Raw genomic sequence first — 19816 nt, forward strand, 5'->3', positions numbered from 1 at the left:
GCGTCGATGGTGTAGATCCCGCTGACGCATTTGACCAGCGTGGACTTTCCGGCACCGTTGTCGCCGACGAGCGCGGTCACCTCGCCGGGGTAGACACTCAGTCCGACATCGTGCAGGACCTGGACGGGACCGAAGCTCTTGTCGATCCCGCGCAGCTCCAGAAGAGGTGTCGCGGCCACGGGTGTTTCTCCTTCAGTCGATGCGGCGCCGCCCACGCCCGGGCGGGGCATGGACGGCGCCGTCGGGCCCGAGGTGGGGTCAGCTGACGCCGTTGTCCGTGCAGAGCTTGGCGAAGTCGCCGGTGCACAGCTGTTCCTTGGTGACGAAGCCGTCCGCGACGACGTCCTTCACGCTGTCCTTGAAGATCGACTTCGGGGGCAGCAGCACCGACGGCACGGCCGCCTTCGACTCCGGGTCGGTGATCGTCTGGGCGACGTCCTTCTTCTGCCCCTTGGCGAGCGAGATGGCGAGGTCGGCGGCCGCGTCGGCCTCCTGCTTGATGGCCTTGTAGACCGTCATGCACTGGTCGCCCGCGAGGATGTTCTGCAGGCCCTGCACCGTCGCGTCCTGACCGGTGACCGGCACCTTGCCGTTCAGCTTGTTCTTCTTCAGCACCGAGATGACCGCGTTGCCGAGGCCGTCGTTGGCCGCCAGCACGCCCTTGATGTCCTTCTTCTCGGTCAGCATCTGCTCGAAAATGGTGCCGGCCTGCGCGTTGTCCCAGTCGGGTACGGACTGGTCCGGGCCCTTCACGTAGTCACCCGAGTCGTACTTGGGCTTGAGGACCGAGTCGTAGCCCTCCTTGAACAGGGTGGCGTTGTTGTCGGTCGGGGAGCCGTTGAGCTCGGCCACGACCGGCTTGGTGGCCTTCATGTCGGTGAGACACTTGACCAGGCCCTCGCCCTGGAGCTTGCCGACCGCCACGTTGTCGAACGACACGTAGTAGTTCGCGCCGCCGTTGAGCGTCAGCCGGTCGTAGTCGATGGTCGCGATGCCGGCGGCCTTGGCCTTGTCCAGCACGGCCTTGCCGGTGCCGGAGTCCAGGTTGACGATCATCAGCACCTTGACGCCGCTGGAGATCATGCCGTCGGCGATCGTCTGGAACTGGCTCTTGTCGCCCTGCGCGTTCTGGATGTCCACCGCCACCCCGGCAGCGTCGAACGCCGCCTTCAGGAACTTGGGGTCGTCGGTGCCCCACCGCTGGGAGCTGGCAGTGTCCGGCAGGATGACGCCCACCTTGCCGACGGACGAACCGCCGGTGCTGCCGGAGTCGCTGCCACTGTCGTCACCACACGCAGCCATGCTGCCGGTGGCCAGCAGGCCAGCCGCGGCAAGGGCGAACATTCCCTTACGCATTCCTCGAGTCCCTTCGGATCAATCCGGGTCGTGCTTCGGATTCCTGGTGGTGACGCTAGGTCACTTGGAGGGTCCGATTTGCCGGATCTCAGGAGAAAGGTCCCTGACGAGTCGTAACGGTGTCGTAACGGGAGGTGCTAGGTCCGGATCTTCGCGGTGGTGGCGCCGGTGAGCCTGATCAGGTCGGCCGGAGCCAGGGACACCTGCAGGCCGCGGCGTCCGGCGGAGACGTACATCAGGGCCGACGCGAGCGCCGAGTCGTCGATCACCGTGGCCAGCCGTTTGCGCTGGCCCAGGGGGCTGATGCCGCCGCGGACATAGCCGCTGCTGCGCTCGGCGGCCACCCGGTCGGCCAGGACGGCCCGCTTGCCGCCGGCCGCGGCGGCCAGCGCCTTGAGATCAAGATCGCCGGTCACGGGCACGACGGCCACCGTCAGCGAGCCGTCGACCTCGGCGATCAAGGTCTTGAAGAGCACGGCCGGGTCGACACCGAGGGCCGCGGCGACCAGGGCGCCGTAGTGGGGGGCGTCCGGCGAGACGTCGTACGGGTGCAGCTCGTGCGCCACCTTCTGCGCGGTGAGCAGCACAGTGGCCGGGGTACCGGCAGCCTTCTTCGCCACGATCAAGCAGGCTAGCGGCAGAGCAGCACGGTCGGCGCGCCTGCCACCCGGGTCAGCACCAGTGACGCCCCCGCGCTGCCGCTGAGCCGCAGATCCTTGCGCAACTGCTCCGGCTCCAGCGCCGAACCCCGCTTGCGGATCTCCAACCGGCCGATGCCCCGGTCGCGCAGCAGGGTCCGCAGCCGCTTCAACGAGAACGGCAGCACGTCGGTGATCTCGAGCCGCCGGCCGAACACCGTGTCGGCGGGCGCGTCGGTGTACACGTACGCGATCTCCGGGTCGGCGATCCGGCCCCCGACCGACGCGGCGAACTCGGCGACCAGGTGCGAGCGGACCACGGCCGGGTCCGGGTCGTACAGGAAGGCGCCGACCGTCCCGACCGGCGCGGCCTCGACGCCCGACCCGGTCAGCTCGGCCCCGCCGGGCAGCAGCACGGCACGCCGGGCGCATTGCGCGAGCGGCCCGCACCAGAAGGCGGCCTCCACCAGGTCGCCGTCGACGCTCACCCACTCGCCCTCGGCGCCGGCCGGCAGCAGCGCGTGGTCGATGCCGGGCGCCAGCTTCAGGACCGTGCGCGGCACCCGTTCGGGCAGCGTGGCGATGAAGTCCCAGGACGGCGACCAGGACCGCGGATCCATCACCCGGCCGCGACCGGCCCGGCGCCGCGCCGGATCGGCGAAGACCGCGTCGAACTGCTCCACCGGCACGGTCGTCGCGTCCGCGCACTCCACGGTCACCAGCCCGGCGAGCCCGGCGGCCTCGGCGTTGGCGGCGGCCAGGGCGGCGGTGAGCGGGTCCGCGTCGACCGCGTGGACCCGGATGCCCCGGCGGGCCGCGGCCAGGGCGTCCGAGCCCAGGCCGCAGCCCAGATCGGCCAGGCTGCGCACCCCGGCCGCCGCGAGCCGGGCCGCCCGCCGGTCGGCGACCACCGCCCGGGTCGCCTGCTCCAGCCCCGGGCGGGTGAAAAGCATCGTGGCGGCGGCGGCCCCGAACTTCGCCGAGCCGCGCCGGCGCAGGTCGGTCTGGGTGAGGGCGGCGGAGGCCAGCCCGGGGGAGACCCCGCGGGCGCGCAGGGCGGTGGCGGCGGCCAGCGGCTCGCCGCCGGCGACGTCGGCGGCGGCCGCCAGGGCGGCAGACCCTTCGGCGGTACGCAGGGCAGCGAGCAGTTCGAGGTCCACGGCGAGTCATTCTGCTAGGAGGTGACGTGCTGGCACTCTGGTTGACGGAGTGCTAGTTCCGGCATAATCTCCGATTAGCACTCTCAACCTGAGGGTGCCAGCGCGCGCCCCATCCGGGATGCGCGCCTGCACCAGGCGGACCGGCACCCGCGACGACGGCCCCGCCCGGTGGCATGAGGCATCAGCCCGGCCTGTCCACTGGCCGGCGACAACACCTGTACCCAGGAGGGTATGCCCGTGACTACCGCGACAAAGGTTGCGATCAAGCCGCTCGAGGACCGCATCGTGGTCCAGGCGAACGAGGCCGAGACCACGACGGCGTCGGGCATCGTGATCCCCGACACCGCCAAGGAGAAGCCGCAGGAGGGCACCGTCCTCGCCGTCGGCCCCGGCCGGATCGACGACAAGGGCAACCGCGTTCCGATCGACGTGCAGGTCGGCGACACCGTTCTGTACTCGAAGTACGGCGGCACCGAGGTCAAGTACGCCGGCGAGGAGTACCTGGTGCTCTCCGCCCGCGACGTCCTCGCGGTCATCGAGAAGTAAGACCTAACCGACAGTGCTGACCGCCCTGGCCCGGCTCTCCGGTCCAGGGCGCCGGTGCGTTGAAGGGACCATAAATGGCGAAGATCCTCAGTTTCTCTGACGACGCCCGGCACCTGCTGGAGCACGGCGTCAACACGCTCGCCGACACGGTCAAGGTCACCCTCGGGCCGCGCGGCCGCAACGTCGTCCTCGACAAGAAGTTCGGCGCTCCCACGATCACCAACGACGGTGTCACCATCGCCAAGGAGATCGAGCTCAGCGACCCGTACGAGAACCTCGGCGCGCAGCTGGTCAAGGAGGTGGCGACCAAGACCAACGACGTCGCCGGCGACGGGACCACCACCGCCACCGTGCTCGCCCAGGCGCTGGTCAAGGAAGGCCTGCGCAACGTGACCGCGGGCGCCAACCCCATCGCGCTCAAGAAGGGCATGGACCTGGCCGCCGAGGCCGTCTCCAAGGCCCTGCTGGAGAAGGCGGTCGAGGTCGGCGACCACAAGGCGATCGCCAACGTCGCCACCATCTCGGCCCAGGACGCCACCATCGGCGAGCTCATCGCCGAGGCGATGGACCGGGTCGGCCGCGACGGTGTCATCACCGTCGAGGAGGGCTCCGCGCTGAGCACCGAGCTCGACGTCACCGAAGGTCTGCAGTTCGACAAGGGCTTCATCTCCCCGAACTTCGTGACCGACGCCGAGTCGCAGGAGGCCGTTCTCGAGGACGCGTACCTCCTCATCACCACCCAGAAGATCTCCAGCGTCGAGGAGATGCTGCCGCTGCTGGAGAAGGTCCTGCAGGGCGGCAAGCCGCTGCTCATCGTGGCCGAGGACGTCGACGGCCAGGCGCTGAGCACCCTCGTGGTGAACGCCCTGCGCAAGACCTTCAAGGTCGCCGCCGTGAAGGCTCCCGGCTTCGGGGACCGCCGCAAGGCGATGCTGCAGGACCTGGCCATCGCGACCGGTGGCGAGCTCATCGCCCCCGAACTCGGCTACAAGCTCGACCAGGTCACCCTCGACATGCTGGGCACCGCCCGGCGCGTCGTGGTCGACAAGGAGAACACGACCATCGTCGACGGTGGCGGCCGCAAGGCCGAGATCGACGACCGGGTCGCGCAGATCCGCAAGGAGATCGAGGCCTCGGACTCCGACTGGGACCGCGAGAAGCTCTCCGAGCGCCTCGCGAAGCTCTCCGGCGGCATCGCCGTCATCAAGGTCGGCGCCGCGACCGAGGTCGAGATGAAGGAGCGCAAGCACCGCATCGAGGACGCCATCGCGGCGACCAAGGCCGCGGTCGAGGAGGGCACCGTCCCCGGCGGCGGCGCCGCTCTGGCGCAGGTCGCCTCGGTGCTCGACGGCGACCTCGGCCTCACCGGCGAGGAAGCGGTCGGTGTCCGCATCGTCCGCAAGTCGCTGGTCGAGCCGCTGCGCTGGATCGCCCAGAACGCCGGCCACGACGGCTACGTCGTGGTGGGCAAGTCCGCCGAGCTCGGCTGGGGCCACGGCCTCAACGCGGCCACCGACGAGTACGTCGACCTGGTCGCGGCCGGCATCATCGACCCGGTCAAGGTGACCCGCAACGCGGTCTCCAACGCCGTGTCGATCGCGGCGCTGCTGCTCACCACGGAGAGCCTCGTGGTCGAGAAGCCGGCCGAGCCGGAGCCGGCCGCCGCGGGTGGTGGCCACGGCCACAGCCACGGCGGGCACGGACACCAGCACGGCCCGGGCTTCTGACCCGATTTCTGATTCGTCAGAGCAAAAGGGCGCGTCGCGTTTCAGCGGCGCGCCCTTTGTCGTGTGTGATGCGGGATTCGGGGAAAGAGGCGCGGATGATCGTGGTGGTGGAGGGGCCGACCGCGGCGGGCAAGACGTCGTGGTGCCGGCGGTACGTCGGCCGGTACGTCGCCGAGTACGCCGCGACCGGCCGGGAGCCCACCGACGCGGTGGCCCTGGCCCGGCACTGGGCCCGGGTCAGCATGCGGCGCTGGGCCGAGGCCGTCGACCTGGAACGCGCTGACGGCGTGGCGTTCTGCGACACCGATCCGGTCAAGCTGCACTACGCATGGGGGATGGCCGCCCTCGGCCTGGCCCCGCGCGCGCAGTTCGACCGGGAGCTGACGGTGACCCGCGAGGCGTTCCGGGCCGGCCGGCTCGGCTTCGCCGACGCGGTGCTGGTCGGGCTGCCGGAGGTCGAGACGCTGCAACGCCGGCGGGACACGGACGAGACCCGGCGGCGGCGCAATTTCGCGGCGCACGTCCAGCTGCGGGAGCCGCTGCAGCAGTGGTACGCGGCCCTGGAGCGCCTCGATCCGGGCCGGGTGATCTGGGAACTGCCGGCGGAAGGCGTGCCGAAGCTGCCGGAGCCGCGCGCCCAGCGGTGCGCGGTGTCCCTGCTCGACGAGCTGGTGGCCGCGCTGCCACCGCTGCGGCCGGCGGCCGTCATCGAAACGTAAGACCTGGGGCCCGGGTACGCGGGGCCGCCGGGTGGAGGATGGAGACGTGAAACTCTCCTCGCGGGCCGCGCTGGCCGGGGTCGCGGCGGCCGGTGTGGCCCTCGGCGTCGCCGAGCTCGTCGCCGTCCTCACCGGACCGCTGTCGTCACCGCTGTTCGCGGTGGGCGGTGTGGTGGTCGACAACGTGCCCGCGCCGGTCAAGGACGCGGGGATCGCGATCTTCGGCACCCACGACAAGACCGCGCTGATCACCGGCACGGCGATCCTGCTGGCCGTTTATGCCGCTCTGCTGGGCGTGCTGGCTCTGCGCCGGCGGGTGGTCGCGGTGGTGGGCATCGCGTTGTTCGCGGTGATCGGGGTGGTCGCCGCGCTGACCCGTAACGATGCCGGTGTCTCGGCTGCGCTGCCGACTCTGGTCGGGGCGGTGGCGGCCTATTTCGCTCTTCGCTATCTGCTGCGGGCCGCGATCGAGGTGGAGCCCGACGCGGTCGAGGTCAGCGCCGGATCGCCGGCGTCCGCTCCTGCGCCTGTCCACTCCCATCCCGTCCGCACCGGGGCTGCCCGTTCCGCGGCCGGCGGTCCCGGGGGCCTGGCTACCGCCTCGGCCACCGCTGATCCGCCCGCGCGTCCGCCGGTTTCCCCGAGCGCCTATCGGGAGGACGGCCGCCGGCGCTTCCTCATCGGGCTCGGCACCGCCGCCGGCGTCGCCGCAGTCGGTGGCGTGGGTGGCAGGCTGCTCACCTCGCGCCGCGCGGTGACCTCCGCCCGCAACGCAGTCGTGCTGCCCGCCGCATCGGCTGCCGGGCCCGTCCCGGCCGGTGCTCAGGTCGACGGCGCCACCGCCTTCGTGACCTCGAACGACGACTTCTACCGCATCGACACAGCGCTGTACCCGCCGCAGATCGACCCCGCGACCTGGGAGCTGCGCATCCACGGCATGGTGCGCAACCCGATCACCATCACCTGGGAGCAGCTGCTCAAGCGGCCCATGGTCCAGCGCTATGTGACCCTCGCCTGCGTTTCCAACGAGGTCGGCGGCGACCTCATCGGCAACGCGCTGTGGCTGGGCACCCCGATCAAGGAACTGCTCGACGAGGCCCAGCCCCTGCCCGGCGCCGACCAGGTGGTGCAGCGCTCGAGCGACGGCTGGACCTGCGGCACCCCGACGGCCGTGCTGCGGGACGGACGCGACGCCCTGCTCGCGGTCGGCATGAACGGGGAGCCGCTGCCCGTGCGGCACGGGTTCCCGGTGCGCATGGTCGTCCCCGGGCTGTACGGCTACGTCTCCGCCTGCAAGTGGATCACCGAGATCGAGCTGACCCGGTTCTCGGACTTCGACGCGTACTGGGTGCCGCGGGGCTGGTCGGCGCTCGGCCCGATCAAGACCGAGTCACGCATCGACACGCCGCGCGACGGCGCCAAGCGCGACGCCGGGCCGGTCACGGTGGCCGGGGTGGCGTGGGCGCAGCACCGCGGCATCACCAAGGTCGAGGTTCAGGTCGACAACGGTCCATGGGCCACCGCCACGCTCGCCCCGGTCGTCTCGGTCGACACGTGGGTGCAATGGTCGTACTCGTGGCCGGCCACGGCGGGCAAGCACACTCTGCGGGTCCGGGCAACCGACAAGGATGGTCAGATTCAGACCAGCACGCCCGCCCCGCCGGCGCCGGACGGGGCCACGGGGTGGCACTCCGTGCAGGTCACGGTCGGCTGAATCGAGTCACGCGAAAGCCGCACTTCCGGTCCGACGACACCGTCAAGTTCGCTCATACGGTGGCTTGTATGTCCACCGACGCGGCTCACACGCCGCAGAACACGCCGACGCGGCTCCCCGCAGGGAACCGCGTCGTCACATGTGTGGTGATGCCGCGCTCGGTCCGGCGTCAGGCCGCCGGTGCCTGCCGTTGTGCCGGCACCGTCGACTTGTGGGGCCGGCCCAGGCGGGCCTCGAGCCGAACCAGGTCAACCCGTCCGTGAGTCCGATCGGCAAGGTCCTCCCAGCCGACCGCGAGCAGCCGCAGCCGCTCCGCTTCGCTGAAACCTCCCCAGACGCCGTACGGCTCACGGACAGCCAGCGCGTGAGCAGCGCACTCCGCCCGGACCGGGCAGGCTCCGCACATCGTCTTGGCCTTGGCCTCACGACGATTGCGGGAAGAGCCACGCTCACCGTCCGGGTGGAAGAACTGGGCGCTGTCGCGCCCCCTGCACAGGCCCAGTCGTTGCCAGTCCCAAAGATCGGCGATGGGCCCGGGCAGTCTGCGAACGTTCGACATCAACACCCTCCTCCCGCGCGGCACCGCGGAGTGCTGTCATGAGGGCCATGGCTCAGGCCTGCCGCCGGTGTACCCCGGTGCAGGCTTCGTCACACACGACTTGTCGATGTCTTCATCGGCCGTATCCCATCGGTGCGGCAACCCGTACCGATGTTTCCTATTTTTTCCATCTAAAGCGCGTAATGCTGCGGCCGTTGCGTGATCTCCTCTGAGAGAGAAGGAGGATCACTGTGCGTACCGTCCTCGTGTGCGTCCGAACCCCACTAGCGGCCCAGACCGTCGCCTCCACCGCGGCCCGGCTCGGCATGACCGGGGTCGTGCGGACGGCGGTCAGCGAGACCGAGGCCATGATCCGACTGGCTGAAAGGCCGGCCGAGGTCGTCCTGGCCGACACCGCCGTGACCCGTCCCGACAGCGTCGGTTTCACCCGGCGCGTCCTCGCCCGTGCCCCACAGGCACAGGTCGTCCTCTTCGGCGCCGAAGACCCCCGGGTCGCGGCGGCAGCCGTAGCCGCCGGCGCCCGCGGCGTCATCCGCGGCGTCGAACACGACCTGGTCAGTGTGGTCGCCAAGGCGTTGCTGCTCCTTCTGCTACCGGTACGCCCGCAGGGCATGCCGATCAACGGCGCGAACGCCCAACCGGCCGCGGTCGGCGGGGCGGGCCGCAACAACAACTCGGCAACAGCCCGCGGTCTGCACCGCGACGGCCTGGCCATGGCCGGCACCCCGAACGCGGCCGGCATCCCCGCGATGCTGCCGAACTCCCCGATGGTCCCGGCCCAGCGCGGCGACGGATCAGACATCGACCCGGCAACGGGCCGCCCGATGGTCTGGCCCGGCAACGACACAGGCCGCACCGACGCCCCGACGGGCCGGCGACTCACGCTCACCGAGCGCGAACTGCAGGTCCTGCGAGGCATGGCCGACGGAAAAAGCAACGCGGAGATCGGCCGGGAACTGTTCGTCTCGGAAGACACGGTCAAAACCCACGCCCGGCGTCTGTTCCGCAAGCTCGGCGCCCGCGACCGGGCCCACGCGGTAGCGGCCGGCTTCCGAGCCGGCCTGGTCGCCTGACCAACCGCAAAACGACCCGCCCGACCCGACCCGGCCCGAGCCCGACCGCCTACTCGCGGCCGGGCTGGGGCCGGCCGGACCTGGCCCGGCAGGGCCTGGTCCGGCGGATCAAGGCTGGATCGGCGACTCGACCGGCAGGGGCCGGACTGGCGACTGGGCCGGTCGGGCAGATCAGAGTTGGATCGGCGGCTCGACCGGCAGGGGCCGGACTGGCGACTGGGCTGGTCGGGCGGATCTGAGCTGGGCTGGCGACTGGCCGGTCAGGCCGAGTCTGGGCCGGATCGGCGACTCGACCGAAGCCGCCTGACCGGCGACTCGGCTGGCCGGGTGGATCTGAGCTGGATCGGCGACTCGACCGGCAGGGTCCGGACTGGCGACTGGGCTGGCCGGGTGGATCTGAGCTGGGCTGGCGACTCGACCGGCGGGGCAGGCCTGGCGACTGGGCGGTCGGGTGGATCTGAGCTGGGCTGGCGACTCGACCGGCAGGGCCGGTCCGGCGATCGAGCCGGTCGGGCCGGATCAGAGCTGGGCCGCCGACGGGGGATGAGCTGATCAGAGCCGGACGGTCATACCTCTGGCTCAGCTAGCTGAGCCAGCTCAGGCGGTCTCTTCGCGCCCGCCTCGCGATTCCCAGGCCGGGCCAGAACAAGGTCGGTCACCCCACACAGGTGGTAACCGCAACCAAAGTCGCACTTCGCCCGTCGGTGTCGAGGGTGCCAAAACAGGCTAGGCGCTCTTTGCCGTGGCCTGTTTTGGTGCACTCGACACCGACCGCCTTTGGGGCGAAGTGCCAGCCGAGCGGAGCGAGGCCATCAAACAGAGCCATTTAGCTCTGCTCGTCGTCCGTTCCCTCGGTCAACGTGTCGTGCACCCCGTCCGCGTAGCCCCGGGCGTACTCCCACGTCACGTAGTGGTCCGGGTCCGGGTCGTAGGCCGGCTCGTGCACCCGGGGCCGCCCGCTGCTCAGCAGGTGCCGGAGGTTTCCGCGCAGCAGGTCCCAGTCGAAGTAGTGCGGCTCGTGGCAGTCCTCGCACTCGATCACCAGGCCCCGGATCCCCGTCGGGCTCAGCAGGGCCTGGTAGATCTCCAGGTCGGAGAGGTCCTCGAGGACGTCTTGCCGCTCGGCCTCGGTCAGCGGGTCGTTCTCGGCGTCCTCCGTGAGGTCGTCGAGTCCGGCGGCCGGATCGGCGGGGTCGCCGTTGAACGGGTCGATCGGCTCTTCTTGCACGGTGTCTACCGTACCCATCCAGAGGCGGTGTGTGCTGGCCCGCACGCGCTGTCCGCCCTTCAGAGCCCCTCACCTGGATGGGTAGGATGAAACACTCCGCCTCTTGCTAGGGATGATCAGTGGATAACGAGTCCGCCCGCACGGTGCCCCTGGGTCTCACCTTCGACGACGTGCTGCTGCAGCCCGGCGAATCCGATGTCGTGCCGAGCCGGGTCAACACGATCACCCGGATGACGCGCAACGTCGAGCTCTCCATCCCGCTGCTCTCCAGCGCCATGGACACCGTCACCGAGGCGCGGATGGCCATCGCCATGGCCCGGCAGGGCGGCATCGGTGTGCTGCACCGCAACCTCTCCCTCGAGGATCAGGCTTCGCAGGTCGATCTGGTCAAGCGGTCCGAGTCCGGCATGATCACCAATCCGGTCACCTGCAGCCCCGACGACACCCTGCGGGAGGTCGACGCCCTGTGCGGGCGTTACCGCATCTCCGGCCTGCCCGTCGTCGACGCCGAGGGTGTGCTGGTCGGCATCGTCACCAACCGGGACATGCGCTTCGTCACCGACCACGGCGTCAAGGTGCGCGAGGTCATGACCAAGATGCCGCTCATCTCCGCGCCGGTCGGGGTCAGCAAGGACGAGGCGCTCGCGCTGCTGCAGCGGCACAAGGTGGAGAAGCTGCCGCTGGTCGACGACTTCGGCCGGCTGCGCGGGCTCATCACGGTCAAGGACTTCACCAAGAGCGAGCAGTATCCGAACGCCGCCAAGGACCCGCAGGGCCGGCTCCGGGTCGCCGCCGCGGTCGGTGTCGGCGACGACGCCTACAAGCGGGCCCGCGCCCTGATCGACGCCGGTGTCGACGTCGTCATCGTGGACACCGCGCACGGTCACCAGCGTGCGGTCCTCGAGATGGTCGCCCGGCTCAAGAAGGACACCACCACCGACATCGTGGGCGGCAACATCGCGACGTACGCGGGCGCCAAGGCCCTGGTCGACGCCGGCGCCGACGCGGTCAAGGTGGGCGTGGGTCCCGGCGCGATCTGCACCACCCGGATCGTCGCGGGGGTCGGCGTGCCGCAGATCACCGCGGTGATGGAGGCCTCGCGGGCCTGCCGTCCGGCGGGCGTCCCGGTCATCGCCGACGGCGGCATCCAGTATTCCGGTGACATCGCCAAGGCCATCGTGGCCGGCGCCGACACCGTCATGCTCGGTGGTCTGCTGGCCGGCTCCGAGGAGAGCCCCGGTGATCTGATCTTCATCAACGGCAAGCAGTTCAAGACCTACCGGGGGATGGGCTCGCTGGGCGCCATGCAGTCCCGTGGCCAGGCCAAGTCCTACTCCAAGGACCGCTACTTCCAGCAGGACGTCAACGAGGACAAGCTGGTGCCGGAAGGCGTCGAGGGCCAGGTCCCGTACCGTGGCCCGCTCTCCCGGGTCGCCCACCAGCTGATCGGTGGCCTGCGCGCCGCGATGGGCTACGTCGGCGCCGAGACCATCCCGGACTTGCAGGACAAGGGCCAGCTCATCAGGATTACCGCTGCGGGTCTCAAGGAGAGCCACCCGCACGACATCCAGATGACCGTCGAGGCTCCCAACTACCACTCCCGCTGACTTCCCCAGAAGAGGTATTCCGACATGCGCGACGTCGTGGAGATCGGTCTCGGTAAGACCGCCCAGCGCGGTTACCACCTGGACGACATCGCCATCGTCCCGAGCCGGCGGACCCGCGACGTGGACGACGTGTCCACCGACTGGAAGGTCGACGCGTACCCGTTCAAGATCCCCTGCGTCGCGCACCCGTCGGACGCCACGATGAGCCCGCAGTCGGCGATCGCCCTGGGCCGCCTCGGCGGCCTGGGCGTGCTCAACGCCGAGGGCCTGTGGACCCGCTACGAGGACCCGACCAAGATCCTCGAGGAGCTCGCCGGGCTCGACGAGGAGGCGGACGCGACCAAGCGCCTCCAGGAGGTCTACTCCGAGCCGATCCGGCCCGAGCTGATCGCCGAGCGCGTGCGTACGATGCGCGAGGGCGGCGTGACCGTGGCCGTGCGCGTGTCGCCGCAGCACACCCTCGCGCTGGCCCCGGTGATCCTCGACGCGGGGGTCGACCTGCTCGTCATCCAGGGCACCCTGGTCTCCGCCGAGCACGTCTCCACCACCGACGAGCCGCTGAATCTCAAGGAGTTCATCGCCGACCTCGATCTGCCGGTGATCGTCGGCGGCTGCACCGACTACAAGACCGCGCTGCACCTGATGCGCACCGGCGCGGCCGGCGTCATCGTCGGCATCGGCGCGGACGAGTGGTCCACGACGGACACGGTGCTCGGCATCCGCGTCCCGATGGCCAGTGCGATCGCTGACGCCGCCGCCGCCCGCCGCGACTACCTGGACGAGACCGGTGGCCGCTACGTGCACCTCATCGCCGACGGCGGCATCCAGACCTCCGGCGACATCGCCAAGGCGATCGGCTGCGGCGCGGACGCGGTCATGCTCGGCGAGCCGCTGTCGCTGGCCGAGGGCGCCCCGGCCGGTGGCGCGTGGTGGCACTCGGCGGCGAGCCACCCGAGCCTGCCGCGTGGTGGCTTCTGCATCGCCGGCGAGCCCGACGGCACCCTCGAGGAGCTGCTGTACGGTCCGGCCGACCGGCCCGACGGCCAGCTCAACCTGTTCGGCGGCCTGCGCCGGGCGATGGCCAAGTGCGGTTACCACGACGTCAAGGAATTCCAGAAGGTCGGCCTGGTCCTGGACCGCTGAGGTCACCACCGGAGTGGGAGCGCGGCTTCGCCGCGCTTTCGCCGGGGGCACGTAACGTCGTCGCTGTGATGCAGCTAGGGCGTACCCGCAGGACAGCAGCCGTTATGGCCGTGGTGACGGCGCTGGCCGTCGCCGGGTGCACTGCCGACGACAAGACTCCGCGGGCGGCGGAGTCGCCGTCCGTGCCGCCGAGTTTCGCGCCCGGTGCCGAGGGGGCCGGCGACGCCTACTTCCCCAAGTACGGCAACGGCGGCTACGACGTCGCCGGGTACGACCTGAAACTCGACTACACCCCTGCCTCCGGCCGGCTGGGCGGCACGGCGACCATCACCGCGACCGCCACTCAGGACCTGTCGGCGTTCCACCTGGATCTGGCGCAGCTGGTGGTCACCAAGGTGACTGTGGACGGACAGCCCGCCACCAGCCGGGCCGACGGCAACGAGCTCGTCGTGACACCGGCCGCCGGAATCGTCAAGGGCAGGGCCTTCACCGTCGTCGTCGACTACGGCGGCAAGCCGCAGCCGCTCAGGAACGAGGCGCTCGGTGTCGGCGGGTGGCTGCGGACCAAGGACGGCGCCTTCGCCCTGGGTCAGCCCGAGTCCGCCAGCACCTGGTTCCCGGTCAACGACCATCCCTCCGACAAGGCCACCTTCGCGCTGGCCATGACCGTGCCCGACGGGGTCGAGGTGCTCAGCAACGGCGTTCCCGGCGAGCGGGCCACCAGCGCGGGCAGGACCACCTGGCGCTGGACGGAGAGCAAGCCGCTGGCCAGCTATCTCGCGTTCGTGGTGATCGGGCAGTACCGGGTGCAGAGCTCCACCCACGACGGCAAGCCGATGGTCATCGCGCTGCCCGACTCGTTGCCGGCCCGCAGCAACGCCGCCCGTTCGCTGGCCCGCACCGGCGCCGTCACGGACTTCCTCGCCACCCAGTTCGGGCCGTACCCGTTCGACGCCAACGGCGGGGTGGTCCTCGACGACGACCGGGTCGGATACGCGCTGGAGACCCAGTCCCGCCCGGTCTACGGCAACACGTTCTTCATCGGTCAGCCCAACACCACAGTGGTCGTCCACGAGCTGGCCCACCAGTGGTACGGAGACAGCGTCGCCCTCTCCCGCTGGCAGGACATCTGGCTCAACGAGGGCTTCGCCACGTACGCGGAATGGCTCTGGCAGGAGCACGAGGGCGAGCGGACCGCCCAGCAGTCGTTCGACCGGGCCTACGCCGGATTCGACTGGTCGGTGCCGACCGGCGACCCCGGCCCCGACCGGCTCTTCGGCGACGCCGTCTACCAGCGCGGCGCGATGACCGTCCACGCGCTGCGCCGCACGATCGGCGACCCGGCCTTCTTCGCCCTGCTCAAGTCGTGGCCGGCTGAGCACCGCGACGGCAACGCCACCACTGCGGACTTCATCGCGGCGGCCGAGCGGGCCGGCGGCGGCAAGGACCTCGATCCACTCTTCCAGGCGTGGCTCTTCGGCAAGGAGAAGCCGCCGCTGCCGTAGCCCTACTTGTTGACCAGTTCCGGATGCTTGGTCAGGTAGGAAGCCGGGTCCCCGGCCGCGACCGCGCGCAGGAAGCCGCGCCCGGTCGCGGTGAGCTGCTCGCCGACGTAGCCGCCACTGAAGACGGCGTCACCGGGCAGGCCGACCAGCGTCACATTGCTGGGCGTGAGGTCGCGCAGCGCGTACGCGTACTCGATCGGGGTCCGCTGCCCGGAGAAGACCAGCGTGTCGCCCAGCGCGTCCAGCACCGCCTGCAGTTTGGCCTGGTCGGTCGCCAGACCGGCGTCCTCGGCCTTGGTGAGCAGCGCCTTGACGAGCTGCCGCTGGTGGCGCTGCCGGGTGTAGTCGCCGCCGGCGGTGTAGCGCTGGCGGGCGTAGTCGATGGCCTGCCAGCCGACCAGCTTGCGGGTGCCGGGCAGGTAGGTGGCCTGCGGGCCGACGTAGCCGCCACCGCCGGAGCGCAGTGTGCGCAGCCTGCCGTCGGGGCGGCGGTGCTGGGAGACGACCTTCTGGTCGATCTTGAGGGTGACGCCGCCGAGCGCGTCGGTGAGTTTGCTGAGGCCGGCGAAGGTCAGCACCGCGCCGGCGTCGAACTTCTTGATGCCGGTGTACTTCGAGATGGTCCGGGCGAGCAGTTCGTAGCCCTGGGCCACGTTCGCCTTGTCGGTGCCCTTGACCTTGGCGCCGTCGCTCATCGCCTCGGTGAGCTTGTGCCGTCCGCCGCCGTAGCCGTTCTTGGCGAACGCCGGCACGTCGACCCGCAGGTCCCGGGGCAGTGAGTAGAGGTAGGCCCGGCGCAGGTCGGCGTCGACGTGCAGCAGCATGATGGCGTCCGCGTGGGGCTGCCAGTCCGGGATCGTGGCGCGGGTGTCGACGCCGAGGATCAGCAGGTCGAGCGGGCCTTCCAGGTCGGCGCCGGGCGGTGGGGCGGGGCTGGCGGACGTGGCCGGCGCCGACGCCGGTGCGGAGCTGGGCGCCGCCACGGGATCAGGCTCGTCCGTGCCACCGCGCAGGGCCATGACGACGCCCACGCCGGCCAGCAGCAGCACCACGACCACGCCGGCCGCCGCCCAGAGAAGCCTGTTAGTCCGCATGCTGGAACAGTAGGGGACGCTCACCACGTGCTCAACGTCCCGGTGATCTCGCGTGGTGGAACCCGGCATGGACATCGGCAAGATCGGCCGTACGCTGGCCGCCGCGATTGCCGAGGTGGGCGGTCGGACCCGGGAGGCACGTCCTAGATGAAGCAGGTCACACGGCGGGCCGGCATCGGGGCGCTGTCCGCCGTGGTTGTCGCGACGATGGTCGGGGTCACCTCCTGGGCCCTGGCCGCCGAGACCCCCGCTGAGCTGCCGGTGCGGTTGATCGTCGGCACCAAGCAGGGCGCGGACACCGCGGCCCCGCTGCGCACCGTCTCCTCCCTGGGCGTCCGGGCACTGGACGCCGCCGGCTCGGCCCAGCAGGCGCTGGCCAGCCTGCGCGCGCACTCCCTCGAGGTGCCCGCGGCGCGCAGCGCGAAAGTCATCGCGGCCCTGCGCAGCGACCCGGCCGTGGCGTACGTCGAGGTCGACCACGTGCGCAAGGTCTCCGACGTGACCCCGGACGACCCGATGTACACCGAGGGCCACCAGGGCGAGATCGACCAGGTGCGGCTGCCCGCGGCGTGGGAGACCACCACCGGCGGCGCCGTCAAGATCGCGGTGCTGGACTCCGGCGTGGCGAAGGTCGGCGACCTGACCGGCGCGGTCACCGTCGGCTGGAACTACGTCAGCAACAACAGCAACACCGCCGACGACTTCGGCCACGGCACCACGGTCGCCTCGATCATCGCGGCCCGGGGCAACAACGGCGCGGGCATGGCCAGTGGCTGCTGGAAGTGCGTGATCCTGCCGGTCAAGGTGCTGGACCGCAACGGCAACGGCTACGACAGCGTCATCGCCAAGGGCATCGTGTACGCCGTCGGCCAGGGCGCGAAGATCATCAACATGTCGCTCGGCGGTCCCGGGTACAGCAAGGCCCTCTCCGACGCCGTGGCGTACGCCAACCGCAAGGGCGTGCTGGTCGTCGCGGCGGCGGGCAACGCCGGCCGCACCTCCAGCCGCAACACCAAGATGTATCCGGCCGCGCTGACCGACGTGGTGGCCGTCGGCGCCACCGCCAAGGGTTCCGACGCCCGCGCCGACTTCTCCAGCTACAACAAGGCGGGCGACTCCTGGGTCGACATGGCCGCCCCCGGCGTCATCACCGGCATGGACCGCTACGGCGTCTACCACACCGACCAGGAGGGCACCTCCTTCGCGGCGCCGATGGTCGCCGGTGCGGCCGGCCTGATCAAGACGGTGCACCCGGCGTACACGGGCTGGTCGCTGCAGCACTCGCTGCTCTCGTCGGCCCGCCCGATCGGCAGCTGGAACACGTTCGGCATGCTCGACGCGGCCAAGGCCCTGACGATCGCCACCGACGTCACGCCGCCGGCCGTCACGGGCATGGCCCCGCGGGCCGGCTCACTCAACCGGGCCACGATCACGGTCACCCCGCACGGCGTCGCGGACGGTGGGTCGCGGGTCCTCAAGGTCAACCTGTACGCGGACGGCGTCTACCAGTCGCAGGACTTCTCCGCGCCGTACTCGCTGACGTACCAGAGCGCCGGGCGCAACGGCACGGTGAAGTTGCAGTTGCGGGTCTACGACAAGGCCGGCAACGAGACCCGGTACGACCGCTCGATCGTGGTGGACAACGTGCTGCCGGCGGTCAGGATCACCAGCGCGCCCAGGAACAAGGCCAAGGTCAAGGGCACGGTCCGGATCAAGGCGACCGCCTCCGACGCCCACGGGGTACGCCGGGTCGAGCTGCTGATCAACGGCAAGGTGAAGGCCCAGGACACCTCCTCGTCGTACGCGTTCTCGTTCACCGCCGCGAAGCAGCCGAACCCGATGAAGGTCCAGATCCGGGCCATCGACAAGGCCGGCAACGTCAGGTACGACAAGGCCCGCACGTACAAGCGCTGACCGCCCCCTGATCGGAAGCCCTCGCCGGGCGCTCTCGGCGAGGGCTTCTCTGCTCCCGGAAAGCACCCGTACCGGTCCGACGTTCCGCTGTCCCGGCGCCGACCGTGGGGGCATGAATCTGCGCGCTCTGACCGTCGGTCTCCTGGTGACCGGCATCGCCCTGGCCGGCGTCAGCCCGGCCGCGGCGGCGCCGGTGGACGACGAGGCGGCGGTGTCGCTGATCGTCGGTCTGCGCACCGACGCCGACGTGGTCGGCACCCTCGAGCGCAGCGTCGACGTGGTGGCCAGTGAGCCGCTGGCCGGCGCGGTCACCGTCGACGTCCCGGCCGACCAGGTGAGCGAGGCCGCCGACGCGTTGCGGGCCGACCCGGCCGTCGCCTACGTGGAACGCGACCAGGTCGCCCGGATCGCCGCGGTGCGCCCGGACGATCCCGCGTTCGGGTACCAGTGGGGCATCCGTAAGGCGCAGGTCGACACCGCGTGGGAGACCACCAAGGGTTCCGCCTCGATCGTCGTCGCGGTCGTGGACACCGGCGTGAAGGTGCTGCCGGACCTGGCCGGCCGGGTGCTGCCCGGCCGGGACTTCGTCAACGACGACAGCAACGCCACCGACGACCAGGGTCACGGCACGATGACCGCGGGCGTGATCGCGGCCCGCGGTGACAACGGCACCGGGATCGCCGGGATCTGCTGGACCTGCCGGATCCTGCCGGTGAAGGTGCTCAACGCCAAGGGCTCGGGCTCCTACAGCGACATCGCGCAGGGGGTGCGCTGGTCGGCCGACCAGGGCGCCGACATCATCAACCTCTCGCTCGGCGGTGCCGCCGACAGCCAGTTGCTGCGCGACGCGGTGGCCTACGCGACCGGCAAGGGCGCGCTGGTGATCGCGGCGGCGGGCAACGACGGCAGCGCAGCCCCGCACTACCCGGCCGCCATCCCGGCCGCGCTGGCCGTGGGCGCCTCCACCTCCACCGACAGCCGCTACTCATGGTCCAACTACGGCAAGAGCTGGGTCGACATCGCGGCGCCGGGCTGCAACCCGGCGCAGGCGCGCGACGGCGGCGTCGGCAACTTCTGCGGTACGTCGTCGGCGACCCCGTTCGTCTCCGGTGTCGCGGCCCTGCTCGCCTCGACCTCACCCACCCCGACGGCGGCGGTGATCCGGACGGCGCTGACCACCTCGGCCCACGGCATCGCCGGCACCTGGATCCCGGCGTCCTCCGGCCGGGTCGACGCGGCGGCCGCGCTGGCCTCGTTGCCGGTAACCGACGACTCGGTTCCGCCGGCCACGTCCTTCCTGGCGCCCGGCGGCAACGCGCTGGTGCACGGAACGGTCACCGTCGCGGCGAAGGCGACCGACGACATCGGCATCGCCAAGGTGCAGCTGCTCGCCGACGGTGTCGTCGTGGGCACCGATCGGGTGGCGCCGTACAGCTTCTCGTGGAAGACCGCCGCGAGCGGCCAGGCGGTCACGCTCGGGCTGCGGGCGTACGACCGGGGCGGCAACGTGACCAGTGCCACCCGCCGGGTCACGATCGACAACCGGGGTCCCTCGGTGCGGATCACCAGCGGGCCGGCCGGCGGCACCCGGCACGTGCGCAAGACCCGGTACGTGACCGCGACGGCGTCCGACAGCAACGGCGTGAGCCGGCTGGAACTGCTGGTCGACGGCAAGGTCACCGAGCGGTACGCGGGCAGCACCCACAAGTTCGCGGTGCAGACGTGGAAGCACGGCGCAGTCATGACGGTGCGGGTACGCGCCTACGACAAGGCCGGCAACGCGCGGTACGCCCCGGCCCGGAAGTGGTACCGCTGACGCCGGTAAACTCGCCG

Annotated in this window: 17 protein-coding genes; 10 read left to right on the plus strand and 7 right to left on the minus strand. The window is 70.9% G+C overall.

Annotated elements, in window-relative coordinates; all coding sequences use genetic code 11:
- The 4 genes from ACWEOZ_RS40285 to ACWEOZ_RS40300 form a co-directional block, all read right to left on the minus strand.
- Positions 1–179, minus strand: a 179-nt coding sequence (locus ACWEOZ_RS40285) for an ATP-binding cassette domain-containing protein (protein ID WP_451915973.1), incomplete at its 3' end; no start/stop codon positions are given.
- A 79-nt stretch (positions 180–258) separates the two neighbouring features.
- Positions 259–1356 carry a sugar ABC transporter substrate-binding protein gene (locus ACWEOZ_RS40290; protein WP_451915950.1) on the minus strand — a complete coding sequence of 366 codons (1098 nt, stop codon included), beginning with the start codon at positions 1354–1356 and terminating at the stop codon, positions 259–261.
- A 137-nt stretch (positions 1357–1493) separates the two neighbouring features.
- Complete coding sequence (gene ybaK, locus ACWEOZ_RS40295; protein WP_451915951.1) at positions 1494–1976, minus strand: Cys-tRNA(Pro) deacylase; 483 nt, start codon at positions 1974–1976, stop codon at positions 1494–1496.
- Between the two features lie 11 nt (positions 1977–1987).
- On the minus strand, positions 1988–3154 hold the full coding sequence (locus tag ACWEOZ_RS40300) for a class I SAM-dependent methyltransferase (protein ID WP_451915952.1): 1167 nt from the start codon (positions 3152–3154) through the stop codon (positions 1988–1990).
- A 231-nt stretch (positions 3155–3385) separates the two neighbouring features.
- Between ACWEOZ_RS40300 and groES the strand changes: the two genes are divergently transcribed.
- The 4 genes from groES to ACWEOZ_RS40320 all read left to right on the plus strand — a co-directional run bounded on the left by groES (position 3386) and on the right by ACWEOZ_RS40320 (position 7860).
- The gene (gene groES, locus ACWEOZ_RS40305) at positions 3386–3700 is read left to right on the plus strand and encodes a co-chaperone GroES (RefSeq protein WP_084297906.1); all 315 of its coding nucleotides are present in this window, start codon (positions 3386–3388) and stop codon (positions 3698–3700) included.
- Positions 3701–3774: 74 nt separating this feature from the next.
- Positions 3775–5427, plus strand: coding sequence for a chaperonin GroEL (gene groL / locus ACWEOZ_RS40310; RefSeq protein ID WP_451915953.1), 1653 nt, complete (start codon positions 3775–3777; stop codon positions 5425–5427).
- Positions 5428–5522: 95 nt separating this feature from the next.
- Positions 5523–6146: a hypothetical protein gene (locus tag ACWEOZ_RS40315; protein ID WP_451915954.1), complete on the plus strand. Its 624-nt coding sequence runs from the start codon at positions 5523–5525 to the stop codon at positions 6144–6146.
- Between the two features lie 46 nt (positions 6147–6192).
- The gene (locus ACWEOZ_RS40320; protein ID WP_451915955.1) at positions 6193–7860 is read left to right on the plus strand and encodes a molybdopterin-dependent oxidoreductase; all 1668 of its coding nucleotides are present in this window, start codon (positions 6193–6195) and stop codon (positions 7858–7860) included.
- Between the two features lie 169 nt (positions 7861–8029).
- Here ACWEOZ_RS40320 and ACWEOZ_RS40325 read toward each other — a convergent pair whose 3' ends face one another.
- Positions 8030–8419 (minus strand): WhiB family transcriptional regulator, encoded by a 390-nt coding sequence (locus ACWEOZ_RS40325; RefSeq protein WP_203773793.1) that lies wholly within the window; start codon positions 8417–8419, stop codon positions 8030–8032.
- A gap of 230 nt (positions 8420–8649) precedes the next feature.
- Here ACWEOZ_RS40325 and ACWEOZ_RS40330 point away from each other — a divergent pair, with 230 nt between their 5' ends.
- Positions 8650–9492: a response regulator transcription factor gene (locus tag ACWEOZ_RS40330; RefSeq protein WP_360556044.1), complete on the plus strand. Its 843-nt coding sequence runs from the start codon at positions 8650–8652 to the stop codon at positions 9490–9492.
- Positions 9493–10318: 826 nt separating this feature from the next.
- Here the strand turns inward: ACWEOZ_RS40330 and ACWEOZ_RS40335 are convergent.
- Complete coding sequence (locus ACWEOZ_RS40335) at positions 10319–10720, minus strand: DUF5319 domain-containing protein (protein WP_433724965.1); 402 nt, start codon at positions 10718–10720, stop codon at positions 10319–10321.
- Positions 10721–10839: 119 nt separating this feature from the next.
- Between ACWEOZ_RS40335 and guaB the strand changes: the two genes are divergently transcribed.
- The 3 genes from guaB to ACWEOZ_RS40350 all read left to right on the plus strand — a co-directional run bounded on the left by guaB (position 10840) and on the right by ACWEOZ_RS40350 (position 14975).
- Entirely contained in the window at positions 10840–12327 is a 1488-nt protein-coding gene (guaB, locus tag ACWEOZ_RS40340) for an IMP dehydrogenase (protein ID WP_212986732.1), read from the plus strand.
- A 24-nt stretch (positions 12328–12351) separates the two neighbouring features.
- Positions 12352–13470, plus strand: coding sequence for a GuaB3 family IMP dehydrogenase-related protein (locus ACWEOZ_RS40345; protein ID WP_451915956.1), 1119 nt, complete (start codon positions 12352–12354; stop codon positions 13468–13470).
- Positions 13471–13538: 68 nt separating this feature from the next.
- Positions 13539–14975: a M1 family metallopeptidase gene (locus ACWEOZ_RS40350; protein WP_451915974.1), complete on the plus strand. Its 1437-nt coding sequence runs from the start codon at positions 13539–13541 to the stop codon at positions 14973–14975.
- A gap of 2 nt (positions 14976–14977) precedes the next feature.
- On the opposite strand, the gene ACWEOZ_RS40355 is transcribed toward ACWEOZ_RS40350, so the two are convergent.
- Positions 14978–16069, minus strand: a complete 1092-nt coding sequence (locus ACWEOZ_RS40355; protein ID WP_451915957.1) for an LCP family protein — start codon at positions 16067–16069, stop codon at positions 14978–14980.
- A gap of 147 nt (positions 16070–16216) precedes the next feature.
- On the opposite strand from ACWEOZ_RS40355, the gene ACWEOZ_RS40360 reads away from it, so the two are divergent.
- A complete protein-coding gene (locus ACWEOZ_RS40360; RefSeq protein ID WP_451915958.1) occupies positions 16217–17983 on the plus strand; it encodes a S8 family serine peptidase in 1767 nt (588 codons plus the stop codon).
- Positions 17984–18095: 112 nt separating this feature from the next.
- Entirely contained in the window at positions 18096–19799 is a 1704-nt protein-coding gene (locus ACWEOZ_RS40365) for a S8 family serine peptidase (RefSeq protein ID WP_451915959.1), read from the plus strand.
- Positions 19800–19816: the final 17 nt, after the last annotated feature.

Source organism: Actinoplanes sp. NPDC004185 (assembly GCF_053603475.1).

What these genes read in the sequence shown, in the direction of transcription:
- ACWEOZ_RS40290 (WP_451915950.1), bottom strand. Translation starts at nt 1,356, where the DNA reads ATGCGTAAGGGAATGTTCGCCCTTGCCGCGGCTGGCCTGCTGGCCACC.
- groES (WP_084297906.1), top strand. Translation starts at nt 3,386, where the DNA reads ATGCCCGTGACTACCGCGACAAAGGTTGCGATCAAGCCGCTCGAGGAC.
- groL (WP_451915953.1), top strand. Translation starts at nt 3,775, where the DNA reads ATGGCGAAGATCCTCAGTTTCTCTGACGACGCCCGGCACCTGCTGGAG.
- ACWEOZ_RS40315 (WP_451915954.1), top strand. Translation starts at nt 5,523, where the DNA reads ATGATCGTGGTGGTGGAGGGGCCGACCGCGGCGGGCAAGACGTCGTGG.
- ACWEOZ_RS40325 (WP_203773793.1), bottom strand. Translation starts at nt 8,419, where the DNA reads ATGTCGAACGTTCGCAGACTGCCCGGGCCCATCGCCGATCTTTGGGAC.
- ACWEOZ_RS40345 (WP_451915956.1), top strand. Translation starts at nt 12,352, where the DNA reads ATGCGCGACGTCGTGGAGATCGGTCTCGGTAAGACCGCCCAGCGCGGT.
- ACWEOZ_RS40350 (WP_451915974.1), top strand. Translation starts at nt 13,539, where the DNA reads ATGCAGCTAGGGCGTACCCGCAGGACAGCAGCCGTTATGGCCGTGGTG.
- ACWEOZ_RS40355 (WP_451915957.1), bottom strand. Translation starts at nt 16,069, where the DNA reads ATGCGGACTAACAGGCTTCTCTGGGCGGCGGCCGGCGTGGTCGTGGTG.
- ACWEOZ_RS40360 (WP_451915958.1), top strand. Translation starts at nt 16,217, where the DNA reads ATGAAGCAGGTCACACGGCGGGCCGGCATCGGGGCGCTGTCCGCCGTG.
- ACWEOZ_RS40365 (WP_451915959.1), top strand. Translation starts at nt 18,096, where the DNA reads ATGAATCTGCGCGCTCTGACCGTCGGTCTCCTGGTGACCGGCATCGCC.